This window comes from Methylobacterium sp. CM6246, from assembly GCF_054818005.1.
Window position 1 is genome coordinate 1,233,856 of the sequence record NZ_JBTXKY010000001.1, and the last position, 13,128, is coordinate 1,246,983.

14 protein-coding genes are annotated in these 13,128 nt (G+C 71.0%); 4 read left to right on the forward strand and 10 right to left on the reverse strand.

Features of this window, described 5'->3' with window-relative positions:
* Window positions 1-60 precede the first annotated feature (60 nt).
* Window positions 61-360: a hypothetical protein gene (locus ACYQPG_RS06240; protein ID WP_147899151.1), complete on the forward strand. Its 300-nt coding sequence runs from the start codon at window positions 61-63 to the stop codon at window positions 358-360.
* Between the two features lie 359 nt (window positions 361-719).
* Here the strand turns inward: ACYQPG_RS06240 and ACYQPG_RS06245 are convergent, their stop codons facing one another.
* Window positions 720-1,211, reverse strand: coding sequence for an RT0821/Lpp0805 family surface protein (locus tag ACYQPG_RS06245; protein ID WP_246692151.1), 492 nt, complete (start codon window positions 1,209-1,211; stop codon window positions 720-722).
* 93 nt (window positions 1,212-1,304) lie between these two features.
* Between ACYQPG_RS06245 and pdxH the strand changes: the two genes are divergently transcribed.
* The gene (gene pdxH / locus ACYQPG_RS06250; protein ID WP_147908444.1) at window positions 1,305-1,946 is read left to right on the forward strand and encodes a pyridoxamine 5'-phosphate oxidase; all 642 of its coding nucleotides are present in this window, start codon (window positions 1,305-1,307) and stop codon (window positions 1,944-1,946) included.
* Between the two features lie 212 nt (window positions 1,947-2,158).
* On the opposite strand, the gene ACYQPG_RS06255 is transcribed toward pdxH, so the two are convergent.
* The 8 genes from ACYQPG_RS06255 to ACYQPG_RS06290 form a co-directional block, all read right to left on the reverse strand.
* Window positions 2,159-2,848 carry a 50S ribosomal protein L25/general stress protein Ctc gene (locus ACYQPG_RS06255; RefSeq protein ID WP_461230549.1) on the reverse strand — a complete coding sequence of 230 codons (690 nt, stop codon included), beginning with the start codon at window positions 2,846-2,848 and terminating at the stop codon, window positions 2,159-2,161.
* 582 nt (window positions 2,849-3,430) lie between these two features.
* Window positions 3,431-4,324 carry an ABC transporter permease gene (locus ACYQPG_RS06260; RefSeq protein WP_461230550.1) on the reverse strand — a complete coding sequence of 298 codons (894 nt, stop codon included), beginning with the start codon at window positions 4,322-4,324 and terminating at the stop codon, window positions 3,431-3,433.
* A gap of 15 nt (window positions 4,325-4,339) precedes the next feature.
* Window positions 4,340-5,272, reverse strand: coding sequence for an ABC transporter permease (locus ACYQPG_RS06265; RefSeq protein ID WP_419828972.1), 933 nt, complete (start codon window positions 5,270-5,272; stop codon window positions 4,340-4,342).
* Between the two features lie 241 nt (window positions 5,273-5,513).
* Window positions 5,514-6,776, reverse strand: a complete 1,263-nt coding sequence (locus tag ACYQPG_RS06270; RefSeq protein ID WP_147941866.1) for an ABC transporter substrate-binding protein — start codon at window positions 6,774-6,776, stop codon at window positions 5,514-5,516.
* Window positions 6,777-6,792: 16 nt separating this feature from the next.
* The gene (locus tag ACYQPG_RS06275; RefSeq protein WP_461230551.1) at window positions 6,793-7,788 is read right to left on the reverse strand and encodes an ABC transporter ATP-binding protein; all 996 of its coding nucleotides are present in this window, start codon (window positions 7,786-7,788) and stop codon (window positions 6,793-6,795) included.
* Window positions 7,789-7,836: 48 nt separating this feature from the next.
* Window positions 7,837-9,264, reverse strand: a complete 1,428-nt coding sequence (gene hydA / locus ACYQPG_RS06280) for a dihydropyrimidinase (protein WP_461230552.1) — start codon at window positions 9,262-9,264, stop codon at window positions 7,837-7,839.
* A gap of 207 nt (window positions 9,265-9,471) precedes the next feature.
* Window positions 9,472-10,479, reverse strand: a complete 1,008-nt coding sequence (locus tag ACYQPG_RS06285; RefSeq protein WP_461230553.1) for a GlxA family transcriptional regulator — start codon at window positions 10,477-10,479, stop codon at window positions 9,472-9,474.
* Window positions 10,476-11,036 carry an isochorismatase family protein gene (locus ACYQPG_RS06290; protein WP_461230554.1) on the reverse strand — a complete coding sequence of 187 codons (561 nt, stop codon included), beginning with the start codon at window positions 11,034-11,036 and terminating at the stop codon, window positions 10,476-10,478. Before ACYQPG_RS06290 ends, ACYQPG_RS06285 begins: the two co-directional genes overlap by 4 nt.
* Window positions 11,037-11,150: 114 nt before the next feature.
* On the opposite strand from ACYQPG_RS06290, the gene ACYQPG_RS06295 reads away from it, so the two are divergent.
* Window positions 11,151-11,861, forward strand: coding sequence for a Sir2 family NAD-dependent protein deacetylase (locus ACYQPG_RS06295; protein ID WP_461230555.1), 711 nt, complete (start codon window positions 11,151-11,153; stop codon window positions 11,859-11,861).
* A 219-nt stretch (window positions 11,862-12,080) separates the two neighbouring features.
* Window positions 12,081-12,305, forward strand: coding sequence for a hypothetical protein (locus ACYQPG_RS06300; protein WP_147910390.1), 225 nt, complete (start codon window positions 12,081-12,083; stop codon window positions 12,303-12,305).
* Between the two features lie 373 nt (window positions 12,306-12,678).
* Here ACYQPG_RS06300 and ACYQPG_RS06305 read toward each other — a convergent pair whose 3' ends face one another.
* Window positions 12,679-13,077 (reverse strand): hypothetical protein, encoded by a 399-nt coding sequence (locus ACYQPG_RS06305; RefSeq protein ID WP_147910389.1) that lies wholly within the window; start codon window positions 13,075-13,077, stop codon window positions 12,679-12,681.
* Between the last annotated feature and the right edge of the window lie 51 nt (window positions 13,078-13,128).

The window sequence follows — 13,128 nt, forward strand, 5'->3', positions numbered from 1 at the left end:
TTCGGGAACTCGCGGATCGGCTGAACGGTTCGCCCGTTGGATGTGATGCGGAGACACGACATGACGCGCAAGACGCTGACGATGCCGCTGGCGGCGGCTCTGCTCATCGGCCTCCCGAGCGCGGCCTTCGCCTGGGGCGGCGGTGGTGGTGGCGGTGGCGACAGCGGCAGCGGCCTCTCGCCCTATGCGGCGCTGAGCGGCAACGACCGCTCCGCCGGGGTCAACAACGGCAATTACCGCGACCCCGCCCTGGACCCGTATATCCGCGCCTACGATCCGGAGGCCGCGGCCCGCGCCGCCACCCCGCCGGCCGCCCAGCCGCGCCTGCGCATGCGGCCGTATTACGGCTACCCGTACTGAGGACGGGTTCGGCCCACGGGCCGATCGAGCCGTTTTCGGCGATCGTACGGGTCTGTAGCGCCTCCCCAGGCCGCGACGGGCCCATTCTCCGGTGGGGTAGTCCTGCGCCCGTGCAGGAGAGGGGCTTCGCAGACCTTGGACGAAGCGCGGGCTCCCTTCTCCCCGCGCACCTCCCCGCGCACCGAGCGAGGGGATGCGTATTGGCGCCCGCTCGCTGAAAGCGTCGCTCTTCCGTGTACGGACGCCCCGAACGCGATGCGGGGATGCGGGAACGTCAAAGCCCGCGCGGGACATGCGGGATCGACGCTGCCGGTTGCACGGCCCCGCTCCCGTCCGACGTCAGGAGCGACGCGCGCGCGTCAGGATCGCTCCGATGCGGCGGACCGGACCCGCTTGAGCGTCCAATGGCCGCCAGACGGCTTGCAGCCGGTGCCGCGCACGAAGCGGCTGCGGCCCGGGCCGATGACCGAGGCCAGGAAGTTGCGGCAGATCAGGTCGTCGGCCACGTAAGGCAAGCCGGTCGGGTTGACCGCGCCGTGCAGCCCGGTCTCCGGGTTGTCCCACTTCACCGGCCGGCCGTTACCCTGCGGATCGAGGGCGACCGACAGCGCCGCCCGGGCGCGCCGCCAATCCTCCTCGCCGAGATCGCTGCCGAAGCTCGCGGGCCGTTTCTCGATGCTGCCGGTGACCACGGGCTCCTCGGCCACGGGCGGGTTCGCCGCAGCGGGCTCGCCGCGGAACACCAGCAGCGGCTGACTGCAGCTGCACAGGAGCATCGCCAGCGACACGGCCGTCATCGCCACAGGGGCGCGCAACCGTCGGCTTGGCTCTTTACACGCGCATCGCCGCATTACACCTGACTCACGACGGGCTATCCGCTCGACCGAACATGCCGATGTCGGTGGCCCCCTCAGGCCCTGGACGCGGCAGGCAGGAGTCTTGCCGTGGATCAGTTAAGGACCGATGACCCGAGCGCCGGCGCGGTTGCCCCGACCTCGGACTTTACCCTCAGCGACGACCCCGTCGCGCTGTTCGACGCCTGGATGCGCGAGGCCCAGGCCGCCGAGCCGGAGGATCCGAACGCCATGGCGCTGGCTACCGCGGGGTCGGACGGGCTTCCCGACGTGCGCATGGTGCTGCTGAAGGGCTTCGATGCGCACGGTTTCGTGTTCTACACCAATCTCCAATCCGCCAAGGGCGAGGAGCTGGCGCAGAACCCGCAGGCTGCCCTGGTCCTGCACTGGAAGAGCCTGCGCCGGCAGGTCCGCGCCCGGGGGCCGGTCTCGCCGGTGACGCCGGAGGAGGCCGATGCCTATTTCGAGAGCCGCCGCCGGGAGAGCCGTCTCGGCGCCATCGCCAGCCGGCAATCGCGCCCGCTCGTCGACCGCGCCACGCTGATGGCCGAGGTGCAGGATCTCGCCGCCCGCTACGAGGACGGTCCGATCCCCCGGCCCGAGCACTGGACCGGCTTCCGCATCGCCCCGGTGTCGCTCGAGTTCTGGCAGAACGGCGATTACCGCCTGCACGACCGGGTCCGCTTCACCCGGACCGGCGACGGCTGGAGCCGGTCGCGGCTGTATCCGTAGAAAAAGTCCTGGTTTCAAAAGGTCGAGACCCTTTGCGGGCCCAGGGGAGAGCCCTGGCATCTCGAGGGCTCCGCCCCCGAACTCCGCCCCCGAACTCCGCCCAAAGGGTCGACCCCTTCGGGAACCCTGGATTTGGCGGTGAGCTTCCCCGGAAACGAAGAGAGCCCCGGCGGAGACCGGGGCTCTCGACGCGACGCGGGATGCGACGAGGCTCAGGCCTCCTCGCCGTCCTTCTTCTCTTCGTCCTCGGCAGCGGCCTCTTCGGCCTTCTCCTCGGCGGCCTCGGCCGACTGCGCCTCGGCGATCGCGGCCTCCTCGGCCTCGACCTCGGCGCCCAGCACGGTCGGCGGCACGATGTTGGCGACCGGATCGGTCGGCTCGCCGGTATGCGTGCCGGCCGGGATCTTGACGTCGGAGACGTGGATCACGTCGCCGATCTGGCGGCCGGTCAGGTCGACCTCGATCGCGTCCGGGATCTGGTCGGCGGCGACCTCGAGGGTCAGGGTGTGGGCGACGATGTTGAGGGTGCCGCCGAGCTTCTTGATGCCGGGGGCCGCGTCCTCGTTGACGAAGTGCACCGGCACCTCGACGGTCACGGTCTGACCGGAGACGACGCGCAGGAAGTCGACGTGCAGCGGGACGCCGGAGACCGGGTCGAGCTGGAAGTCGCGCGGGATCGCCCGGACGGTCTTGCCGCCGGCCTTGATCTCGAACAGCGTGGTCTTGAACCCGCCGGCATAGATCAGGGTCCGCGCGCGGACGAGGTCGATGGCGATGGATTGCGGCGGCTGGCCGCCTCCGTACACGACGGCGGGAACTTGACCCTGGCGACGAACGGCCCGGGCGGCCCCCTTGCCGACCCGGTCGCGTGCCACGGCCTCAAGCGTCTTGACTGCGCTCATGGCGTGATCCTTCAAATGATGGCTGGACCCGGAAAACGAAAAAGCCGCCCGACGCGGACGGCTGTGACCTTCCCGGTGCGCCCCTGCCTCCAAGGGTGTCGGAGGGCGCGCGGTGCGCATACACGGATGGGGGCGGATTGGCAATGTTCGGTGCGCTGTCGCTCGCACCTTGGCAGCATCGCGGGTCGACATGCCCGAGGCCGATTGGCGGCCCGGCCGGCGATTCCTGCCGTTGAAGTCTTCGCCGCGTTGCGCGCCCACCACGCCGAGCGGATGAACGCTGCCAAGCTTGACGCGTGATGGTCGCAGATTCCGGCTCCACGGAAACTGACTCGCAGAGCGTTGCCATGCGGGCGTCGCCCCTTGTCCCGAGCGCATGCGGCGTCAGCGGAATGGGACCCAGCACAGGACGACGCGAGGCGTCCCTTCGCGGCAACGCCGCGTCTCGATGGTGCCGCTTGCGCGGCGCACGGCCTGCGAGGTCCCGGATCGCCGTCCACTGACGTTCCAGGCGTCCGGGCCAGGCGTCCGGGAAAGGGCCGCGCTTCAACCGGCAACAGACCGCCCGTCCAACCGACCCCCTTACGGCCGCAGCCCTGCGAGCGCCCGCCGGGCCCGGCGCCGCTGCAGCCACACGGTCAAACCGAGCGCGGTGCCGATCACCAGGGCGGAGAACGCCGTCGTGGTGGTGCCGAGCGCGTAGATCTCCGGGGTCGTCACCGTGGTGGTGAGGCCCTGCAGCTCCAGCGGCAGGGTGTTGCGGCCGCCGATCGCCTGGCTGGTGCGGGCGAGCTCGTCGAACGACAGGGTGAAGCCGAACAGCGCGACGCCGACCAGGGCCGGGGCCAGGATCGGCACCACCACGTGCCGCAGGGTCTGCGCCCCGGTGGCGCCGAGGTCGCGGGCGGCCTCCTCGTAGGCGGGGCTGAACCGGTTGAACACCGCGAACATGATCAGCAGCCCGAAAGGCAGCGTCCAGGTCAGGTGCGCCCCCAGTGCCGACGTGAAGAGGCCCATGAACGTGCCGTGGTCCTGCAGGAATCCCCAGCCCGTGGCCTCGGCCAGCGCCTTGACCGCGTCGTCCAGCAGCCGGAACTCCAGACCGATCCCGAGGGAGACCACGATCGAGGGCACGATCAGGCTCGACACCGCCAGGGCGAAGACCAGGCCGGCGCCGGCGAACCCCTTGCGGAAGGCGAGGCCGGCGTAGAACGCGAGGGTGACGGTGAGCGCCATCACCACCAGCCCGAGTATCAGCGAGCGCCGCAGCGCCGCCCAGATGTCGACGACGCCGACCCCCTCCCACAGCTTGGCGAACCAGTGGGTCGAGACCCCGTTCATCGGGAAGGTCAGGCCGCCGGACGGGCCCTGGAAGCTCAGGGTGAGGATCGTCAGGGTCGGCCCGTACAGGAACAGAACGTAGAGGCAGAAAATCCCGGCGAGCCCGTAGAAGGCGAAGCCGCGCGGCCGGTCCATCCTACAGCTCCATCCTCAGAGTTCCCTGCGCAGGTCGATCATCCGGGTGAGCCCGAGGATCATCAGCAGCACGGCGGCGAGCAGCACCACCGCGTTGGCGGCGGCGGCCGGGAATTGCAGGTAGGCCATCTGCACCTGGATCACCTTGCCGACGCTGGCGATCTGCTGGCCGCCCATCATGCCGACCGTGACGAAGTCGCCCATCACGAGCGTGACCACGAAGATCGACCCGATGGCGATGCCGGGCTTGGTCAGCGGCAGCACCACGTTCCAGAGGGTCTGGAACCCGGACGCGCCACAATCCCGCGCCGCCTCGATCAGCGACCGGTCGATCCGGGCCAGGCTGTTGAAGATCGGCACGATCATGAACACCGTGTCGAGGTGCACGAAGGCCAGCACCACCGCGAAATCGGAATAGAGCAGGCCCTCGATCGGCGCCCTGATCAGCCCGAGGCTGCGGAGCGTGTCGTTGACCAGGCCGTTGCGCCCGAGCAGCGGGATCCACGAGATCATGCGGATCACGTTCGAGGTCCAGAACGGGATCGTGCAGAGCAGGAACAGGCCCATCCGCACCGTGTCCGAGCGGACGTGGAAGGCCAGGAAGTAGGCGATGGAGAAGCCCAGCGGCAGGGTGATCGCCAGCGTCAGGGCGACGAATTTCAGCGTCGAGAGATAGGTCCGGATCGTGGTGCAGAGGTCGGCCGACAGGCAGCCGTCGAACAGGTCGGCGTAGTTCTGCAGGGTCAGCGCCGGGGTGATCGCGTACTCGTTGTACTCCCAGAACGACACCACGGCGGTGAGCAGCAGCGGCACCACCAGGAAGACCAGGAACACCAGGCCCAGCGGCGCCGCCTGGAGGTAGGCGAGGCTGCGGCGCCGGGCCCGGGGGGCGGCCGCGACCGGTGCGGCGACGGTTTCGGCGGGGCGGGGGAGGGTGAGGTCGTTCACCGGACGGCCTCCGACCCGCGCGCCTCTCCCTCCCCCCTCCGCGGGGGAGGGTACCCTGCGCAGCAGGGGGGGAGAGGGGCGGCGCGACGGTTCTGGGTTTCACGCCCGTCGCGACTTTTCCGGATACGGCGCTCCCCTCTCCCGACCCGCTTCGCGGGCCACCCTCCCCCGCAGAGGGGGGAGGGGGCCAGCTCTCGGGCAAGCCCGAGAGCCGGGGCGGAGAAGGGGCCAGGCACGGCGCTCACGCGGCGATGAACTCGTTCCACTTGCGCACCATGTAGGTGTTCTCGTCCATCACGGCGTTCCAGCAGGCGACCGAGCCCATGCGCTGGTCGAAGGAGCCGCCGTCGCGGGTGGCGCCGGCCTTCTCGATCAGGGTGCCGTCCGGGCCCAGGATGTCCTTCTCGGCGGGCTTGCCCTCCATCCAGAACGCCCACTCGTAGGGCTGCATGTTCGCCTGCGCGGTCTCGAGCACCGCGGAATAATAGCCCTGGCGGTTGAGGTAGGCCCCGGCCCAGCCGGAGAGGAACCAGTTGATGAACGCGTAGGCGGCGTCGAGCTTGCGGCCGCTCAGGGTCTTCGGGATGCCGAAGCCCTGGGCCCAGGCGCGGTAGCCTTCCTTGAGCGGCTGGTAGGTGCAGGGCACCCCTTGCGCCCGCACCTTGGTCACGGCGGGCGACCACATCGACTGGATCACCGTCTCGCCGGACGCCATCAGGTTCACGGATTCGTTGAAGTCCTGCCAGAAGGCCCGGAACTGGCCGGCGCGCTTGGCCTCGATCAGCACCTTGATGGTGCGGTCGATCTCGGGCTTCGTCATGTTGCCCTTGTCGCCGTAGGTGTAGTCGCCGGTGGCCTCCACCACCATGGCGGCGTCCATGATGCCGATGGACGGGATGTTCAGGATCGACGCCTTACCCTTGAACTCGGGGTTGAGCAGATCCTTCCAGCTCTCCACCGGCCGCTTGATCAGGTCGGGCCGGATGCCCAGCGTGTCGGCGTTGTAGGTGGTCGGGATCAGGGTCAGCCACTCGGTCGGCGCGGACGCGAAGGTCTTGGCGGCCTGACCCTCGAGGTAGAACACCTTCTTGGGCGCGGTGCCCTGGTCGCCGATCCGCTTGCCGGCCACCTCGCCCTTGGTGAACACCGAAGAGATCTTGTCGGCGAGCGCGATCCGCCTGGCGTCCAGGCCGCCCAGGTTGCCCGACGGGATGATCTTCTTGAGGCTGAAATACTCGGTGTCGACCAGGTCGAACGAGTTCGGCTGGGTGACCACCCGCTTGGTCACCTCGTCGGTCACCACCGGGATGTACTCGAGGGTGATACCCAGATCCTCCTTCACCTTCCGGGCGATGTCCGCCGACTGGCTCACCGCGGTGCCGAGGTAGCGCAGAGTCACGGGCTCGGCCGCGTGCACGGCCGGGAAGCCGGTCACCGGCGTCGCCGCCAGGGCCGCGGCGCCTTTCAGGAGCGTGCGCCGGCTCGGCTTCGAGAACGGATCCATGGTCGTCTCCAAAGGTCTACGCGTCGAGGCGGTGGGCTGCGGCTTCGTCCCAGCCGACCGGGACCGTGTCGCCCGGCCGGAGCGGGCGGGCCGCGAAGGCGGCATCGCTGAGCACGGCGGTCAGGGCGGCCGAGTTGTCGGGCGCCCGCTCCAGCCCGTCCGCGTCGAGCCCGACATGGACGCTGGTGCCCTGGTACTCGACCGCGACCACCCGGGCCGGCAGGGCCTCCGGGCCGGCCTCGGCGCCCAGCCGCATCCGGTCGGCCCGCACGGCGATCATCCCGTCCGGCAGGCGGATCACGTTGTGGCCGCCGATGAACCGGGCCACGAAGGCGGTGGCCGGCCGCTCGAACACGGCGCGCGGGTCAGCGGCCTGCTCGATCCGGCCGGCATTCATCACCACCACAAGGTCGGAGAGCGCCATCGCCTCCTCCTGGCTGTGGGTGACGTGGATGAAGGTGAGCCCGAGCTCCGTCTGGATCCGCTTCAGCTCGACCCGCATCCGCACCCGCAGGAACGGGTCCAGCGCCGAGAGCGGCTCGTCCAGCAGCAGCACCTTCGGGCCGGTGACGAGCGCGCGGGCGAGCGCCACGCGCTGCTGCTGCCCCCCCGAGAGCTGGGCCGGCAGGCGCCCGGCGAGGTGGCCCATCTGCACGAGGTCGAGCATCGCCATCGCCTTGGCCCGGCGCTCGGCCTTGCTGACGCCGCGCATGCGCAGGCTGAAGGCGACGTTGTCCCGCGCGTCGAGATGCGGGAACAGGGCGTAGCTCTGGAACATCATGGCGGTGCCGCGCTCGGCCGGCGTCGCGTCGCCCACGGCTTTCGGGCCGATCACCACGTCGCCGGCGCTCGCGCGCTCGTGGCCGCCGATCATCCGCAGCGTCGTGGTCTTGCCGCAGCCGGAGGGCCCGAGCAGGCAGCAATAGGCCCCGGACGGCACCTTCAGGTCGATGGCGTCGACCGCGGTGGCCGCGCCGTAGCGCTTGGTCAGGCCGATCAGCTCGACATTCATGCGAAGCTCCCCCGGAGACGGCACGCAAGCGGCGGGCCAGCGTCGCCGTCACGCACCCCGCCGCTCGGCCGGATCGACCGCCCGGTCGAGCACCCGGCCGCGGCCCGGCTCGGACAGGACCTTGCCGTCCTCGGCGATCACCTGGCCGCCCGCGATCGTCATCACCGGCCAGCCCGTGACCGCAAAGCCCTCCCAGGGGGTGTAGTCGGAGCCGTGGTGCAGGATCTCCTGGCGGATCGTCTCGCGCTTGTTCGGGTCCCACAGGGTGAGGTCCGCGTCGAAGCCCGGGGCGATCGAGCCCTTGCGCGGATACAGGCCGTACAGCTTGGCGTGGTTCGTGGCGGTGAGCGCGACGAACTGGTTGAGGCTGATCCGCCCCTTCGAGACGCCTTCGGAGAAGAACACCGGCAGCCGGGTCTCGACCCCCGGGATGCCGTTCGGGATCCAGCGGAACGAGGATCTGCCGCGCGGGTTCAGCTTGCCCTGTGGATCGTCGTAGCGGAACGGCGAGTGGTCCGAGGAGACCACGTCGAAGATCCCGCGCCGGATGCCGGACCAGACCGCCTCCTGGCTGGCGTCGTCCCGGGGCGGCGGCGAGCAGACGTATTTCGCGCCCGCCATCGGGTCGTCGAGCCCGAGCCCCTTCATGTGCTCGGCCGTCAGCGTCAGGTATTGCGGGCAGGTCTCGGCCCGGATCTTCAGCCCGCGCGCCTGCGCCCAGGCGATCTGCTCGGTGGCCTCGCGGCCGGAGACGTGGACGATCACGATCGGCAGGTCGATCAGCTCGGCATGACTGATCGCCCGGTGCGCCGCCTCGCGCTCGACCACCTCGGGCCGGGACAGGGCGTGGCCGTAGGGCGCCGTCTCGCCCGCCCGCTCCAGCCGGTCGCTGAGATAGCGGATCGCGTCGTAGCCCTCGGCGTGGACCATCACCCGGGCGCCCTGCCGCCGCGCGACGTGGAACACGTCCAGCAGCTGGCGGTCGTTCAGGACTAGGTCGTCGTAGGTCATGAACACCTTGAACGAGGTGTAGCCGTCGGCCACCAGCGCCGGCAGCTCCTGGCCGAGCACCGCCTCGCTCGGGTCCGAGACGATCATGTGGATCGCCACATCGACGTGGCACTGGCCCTCGGCCTTGGCCCGGTAGGCATCCACCGCGCCGCGCAGCGATCCGCCCCGGGGCTGGACCGCGAACGGCATCACGCAGGTGTTGCCCCCGGCCGCCGCCGCCCGGGTCGCGCTGGCGAAATCGTCCGCCATGACGATGCCGGGGCCGGGATCCTGGGCGATGTGGACGTGGCTGTCGATGCCGCCGGGCAGGACCAGCAGCCCGGAGGCGTCGATCACCCGGGCGGCGTCGGCAATGCCCTCGGCCACAGCCACGATCCGCCCGCCGCGCACGCCGACATCCGCCCGCACCGTGTCGCTCGCCGTGACCACGGTGCCGCCGCGGATCGCCAGGTCGAATTCGGGCATGACGCGCTCTCCTCCGCGCCCGCAGGCGCCTGTCGGGACGGGCGGATGCATCGTCCGCGCCGATTCGGGCGACGCGAGGAGGGCACAGCCGTCCGGCGGGGTCCAGAGTGCCCAAGTCATGGGTTCCCGAAGGGCGCAGCCCTTCGGCAGGGGTTCGGGGGCGGAGCCCCTGAGGCACCCAGGGCTCCGCCCTGGACCCGCGAAAGGTCACGGACCTTTCGAAACCGGGATTTTGGCTCTGAGGCTCGAGGGGGCGGCCGCGTGGAACCGGCCCCACACCCGCCGCATATGCCGGGCGGAGCCGAAGCCCACGCGGTCGGCGACCTGCTCCAGGGCGAGGTCGGTCTGGGCGATCAGGTCCCGGGCCAGCGCGATCCGGGCGCGGTTGACAGCGTCGGTCACCGTCATGCCGGCATGGAGCCGGAACAGCCGGGCGAGGTTGCGCGGGCTCGCCCCGGCGAGGCGGCCCAAGATCTCGGGGGACCAGTCGCGCGCCGGCTCGGCCGCGATCGCGTCCTGGGCGCGGTGCACCACCGGATGCAGATGGCTGCGGCCTTCCAGCCAGGGCGAGAGCTGTGGGTCGTCGGGCCCGCGCCGCATGTAGACGACCAGGGTCCGGGCCGCCGCCAGCGCGGCGGCAGGGCCGGCCCAGTCGGCGACGAGTCGGAGCATCAGGTCGACGCCCGCCGTGACGCCGGCGCTGCTGAACCGATCCCGGTCCTGCACGAACAGCCGGTTCTCCAGCACCCGCGCCCGGGGCGCCAGGGCGGCGAGCCGGGCGCAGCTCGCGTGATGGGTGGTGCAGGCATAGCCGTCGAACAGCCCGGCGCGGGCGGCCATCAGCGTGCCCTCGCACACCGTGACCAGGGTGTGGCCCGGCCGGACCGCGCCGCGCAGCCAGTCGACGATCCGGGCTTCGGCCGCCGCGTCGTCCGGGTCGGCCTCGCAGCCGAGCACCCGGGACGACGCGCCGGGCAGGAGCACCACGGTGCCGGGCGCGACCGCCTCCGGCAGCGGCTCGGCGCCGCTCAGGGCCAGCCCGATTGAGCAGCGGGTGTACGGATCCGGCGCCACGTAGCGGACCGCGAAGGCGACCCGCTCCTGCACCGCCCCGGCGATCCGCAGCACCTCGACCGGGCCGGCGAGATCGAGCAGCAGGGTGCGCGGCGGCAGGACCACCAAGACCGGGATGCTGCGCCGCGCCGCCTCGCTCATGCGGCGACCGGCAGGTCCCGGCCGGCGAGCGCCTGCGCCACCGTGGCGATGCGGGCGAAGCGGTCGACCAGGACCAGCTCGGTGCGGGCCTTGATGTCGTCCGGGCTGAAGCTGCGGCCGTCAGGATGGGTCATCGCGAAGGTCAGCGTCGCCTCGGTGACGTAGTCCACCTGCCAGCCGCTGTCGGAGGCGTGGCGGGTGGTGGTCTCGCAGCATTGCTCGGTGCGGATCCCGGACACGATCAGGCGGCGGATGCCGCGCTGCGTCAGCCAGCCCGCGAGACCCGTATCGACCAGCGCGCTGTGCCGGCGCTTGTGGAACATGGCCGCCGGCGCGATCACGATGGGCTCGAGGGTGCGGACATGGCCGGACTCGACCGCAAACGGACCCGTCTCCGCGACGTGGAACACCTGCAGCACCGGAATGCGGCGCGCCGCCGCGCCGTCGATCAACGCCTGGAGGCGTTCGGTGAACAGCGGCACGTCCGCCTCGCTCCAGAACGGCCGGTGACGGAAGGATTCCTGGACGTCGATGACCAGCAACGCAACATCGGACATTTCGTGTCTCCCACGCGGTGAAGCGAGCGGCAGGATCGCCCTCTTGCGAAACCCGCGAAAGAAACCGCGCAGCCAACCTGCGGACCGATCCGGCCATTCCCTGGAGCACGCCGCATGAGCGCCCCCAGAAACATCTTCGTGCTGACCGGGGCGGGCGTGTCGGCCGAGAGCGGACTCGGCACGTTCCGCGACCGCGGCGGGATCTGGGCGCGGTTCGACCCGATGAAGCTCGCCACCCCGGAGGCCTACGCCGCCGATCCCGATGCGGTGCTCGACTTCTACGACCATCGCCGCCGCGGCGTCGTGAGGGCGGAGCCCAACGCCGCGCATGTCGCCCTGGCTCGGGCCGAGGCGCGGCTCGCCAAGCGAGGCGGACGCCTGTTCCTGTGCACGCAGAACGTCGACGACCTGCACGAGCGGGCGGGTTCGCGCGCGGTAATCCACATGCACGGCGAGCTGCTCAAGGCCCGCTGCACCGCGTGCGGGGCGGTCACGCCCTGGCGCGACGACCTGAACCGGGCGTCGTCCTGCCCGGCCTGCGGGACGGCGGGCCGGATGCGGCCGGACATCGTCTGGTTCGGCGAGATGCCGATGCACCGCGACGCGATCGAGGCGGCCTTGGCCGCGGCCGACCTGTTCGTGGCCGTGGGCACCTCGGGGGCGGTCTACCCGGCGGCCGGGTACGTGCGGCAGGCCCGGGCGCTGACGATTCCGACCTGCGAAATCAACCTGGACCCCTCTGACAACGCCGACGCGTTCGACGACGCGCGCTACGGGCCGGCGAGCACGGTCCTGCCACGCTACCTGGCCGATCTCGGCCTGTGACCGCCCCGGCGGCCGCAACGCGTTGCCGGCGAACGGATTTTCTATTCGCGGCCGGGTTTCCGGGGCGAGGACCAAATTCTTAAATGATGCGAATCACATCCGCGCGAGCTGTCAAGAACTGTTCGGGTCGTTGCCCACCGGTTACAACGGTCAAGCTCGGGTTCGGCGTCGCGGCCCGCCCGGGCGTTCGTTGAAGCCACAAGGGGAAGACGAAGACCCATGCAGCACTTCACCGTAACCGACCGCGAGCGTGACACCGTCCTGGCGGCTTTGCGCTATTACCAATTCTACCGGATGCAGGGACATCCGTTCGACCCCCGCCAGGACGACCTGATCGACACCATCGCGGGCCGGGCCGGGGACGCCCTCGACCTCGCCGAGATCGACGATCTCTGCGCCGGCCTGAACGGCAACCCCCACGCGCTCGCCGCCGCGGCCGCCTGAGGCCGCATCGCGGGGCGGACGTTGCGCCGCCCCGACCGCCCGCCGCCGGGGACCGACCCCTCCGAGACGAGCGAAACCGCCGCCGGAGCGGGCACGATCCCCATCTGCGTTTCGCGGCGTCCGCCCGGGCGGCGACGCCGCGCCGGACGCGGAAGCTCGGTTTCAGTCCCCCGACCGGAGGAATGATCCGAGCCGCCCCGCCCGGTCATCCCGGGGCCGCCTCCGGCGCCCCGGAACGACGGTGCAGACCATCGCTCGGACTAACGGATCCGGGAACGACGGGTCCGCCGAAAGCTGCAACTCGGAACGATGGGTTGGCGCGGTCGCGGGGTCGGGCCCGCGTGATCGCCGGCCCGGTACCGCGACCGACGCCTCAGGGCGCCTTCTTCAGCTGGCTTTCGGCCCGGGCCACGCCGGCCTCGCAGCCCTTCGCGTCGCCCTTGGAATCGGCGGTGCGCGCCTCGTCCAACGCGACTTTGGCCTGCTGGGCGGCATCCGCGCCCTCGCCGGCCTGGGCCGACTTCTCCGGGGGGGCCTGCGGGGATTCGTTGGCGCGCTGGCCCTCAGTGCCGGTCACGCCCTCGCCGCCGCGCTTGGCGGCGTTGCCCTGGCCGCTGGTGGAGGCCGAGATCGAGGCGGTCGCCTCCGCGGTGACACGCTTCGACAGGGCGTCGATCTTGTCCGAGCAGGGCGAGGCGAGGACCGGGGCCGCCATCAGGACCAGGGCCAGCGGCACCGTGACGGAAACCGTGAAGATGGCGGGACGCATCATCGTGTCGAACTCTCTCATGGCGGGGGGCCGGGGATCAGGTCCCCGGTCCCC

Bases quoted from the DNA above. Each gene is read 5' to 3' on its own strand.
- ACYQPG_RS06255 (WP_461230549.1), bottom strand. From the start codon at position 2,848: ATGAGCGCAGTCAAGACGCTTGAGGCCGTGGCACGCGACCGGGTCGGC.
- ACYQPG_RS06245 (WP_246692151.1), bottom strand. From the start codon at position 1,211: ATGCGGCGATGCGCGTGTAAAGAGCCAAGCCGACGGTTGCGCGCCCCT.
- ACYQPG_RS06305 (WP_147910389.1), bottom strand. From the start codon at position 13,077: ATGATGCGTCCCGCCATCTTCACGGTTTCCGTCACGGTGCCGCTGGCC.
- ACYQPG_RS06275 (WP_461230551.1), bottom strand. From the start codon at position 7,788: ATGAATGTCGAGCTGATCGGCCTGACCAAGCGCTACGGCGCGGCCACC.
- ACYQPG_RS06300 (WP_147910390.1), top strand. From the start codon at position 12,081: ATGCAGCACTTCACCGTAACCGACCGCGAGCGTGACACCGTCCTGGCG.
- ACYQPG_RS06290 (WP_461230554.1), bottom strand. From the start codon at position 11,036: ATGTCCGATGTTGCGTTGCTGGTCATCGACGTCCAGGAATCCTTCCGT.
- ACYQPG_RS06270 (WP_147941866.1), bottom strand. From the start codon at position 6,776: ATGGATCCGTTCTCGAAGCCGAGCCGGCGCACGCTCCTGAAAGGCGCC.
- hydA (WP_461230552.1), bottom strand. From the start codon at position 9,264: ATGCCCGAATTCGACCTGGCGATCCGCGGCGGCACCGTGGTCACGGCG.
- ACYQPG_RS06285 (WP_461230553.1), bottom strand. From the start codon at position 10,479: ATGAGCGAGGCGGCGCGGCGCAGCATCCCGGTCTTGGTGGTCCTGCCG.
- ACYQPG_RS06260 (WP_461230550.1), bottom strand. From the start codon at position 4,324: ATGGACCGGCCGCGCGGCTTCGCCTTCTACGGGCTCGCCGGGATTTTC.
- ACYQPG_RS06240 (WP_147899151.1), top strand. From the start codon at position 61: ATGACGCGCAAGACGCTGACGATGCCGCTGGCGGCGGCTCTGCTCATC.
- ACYQPG_RS06295 (WP_461230555.1), top strand. From the start codon at position 11,151: ATGAGCGCCCCCAGAAACATCTTCGTGCTGACCGGGGCGGGCGTGTCG.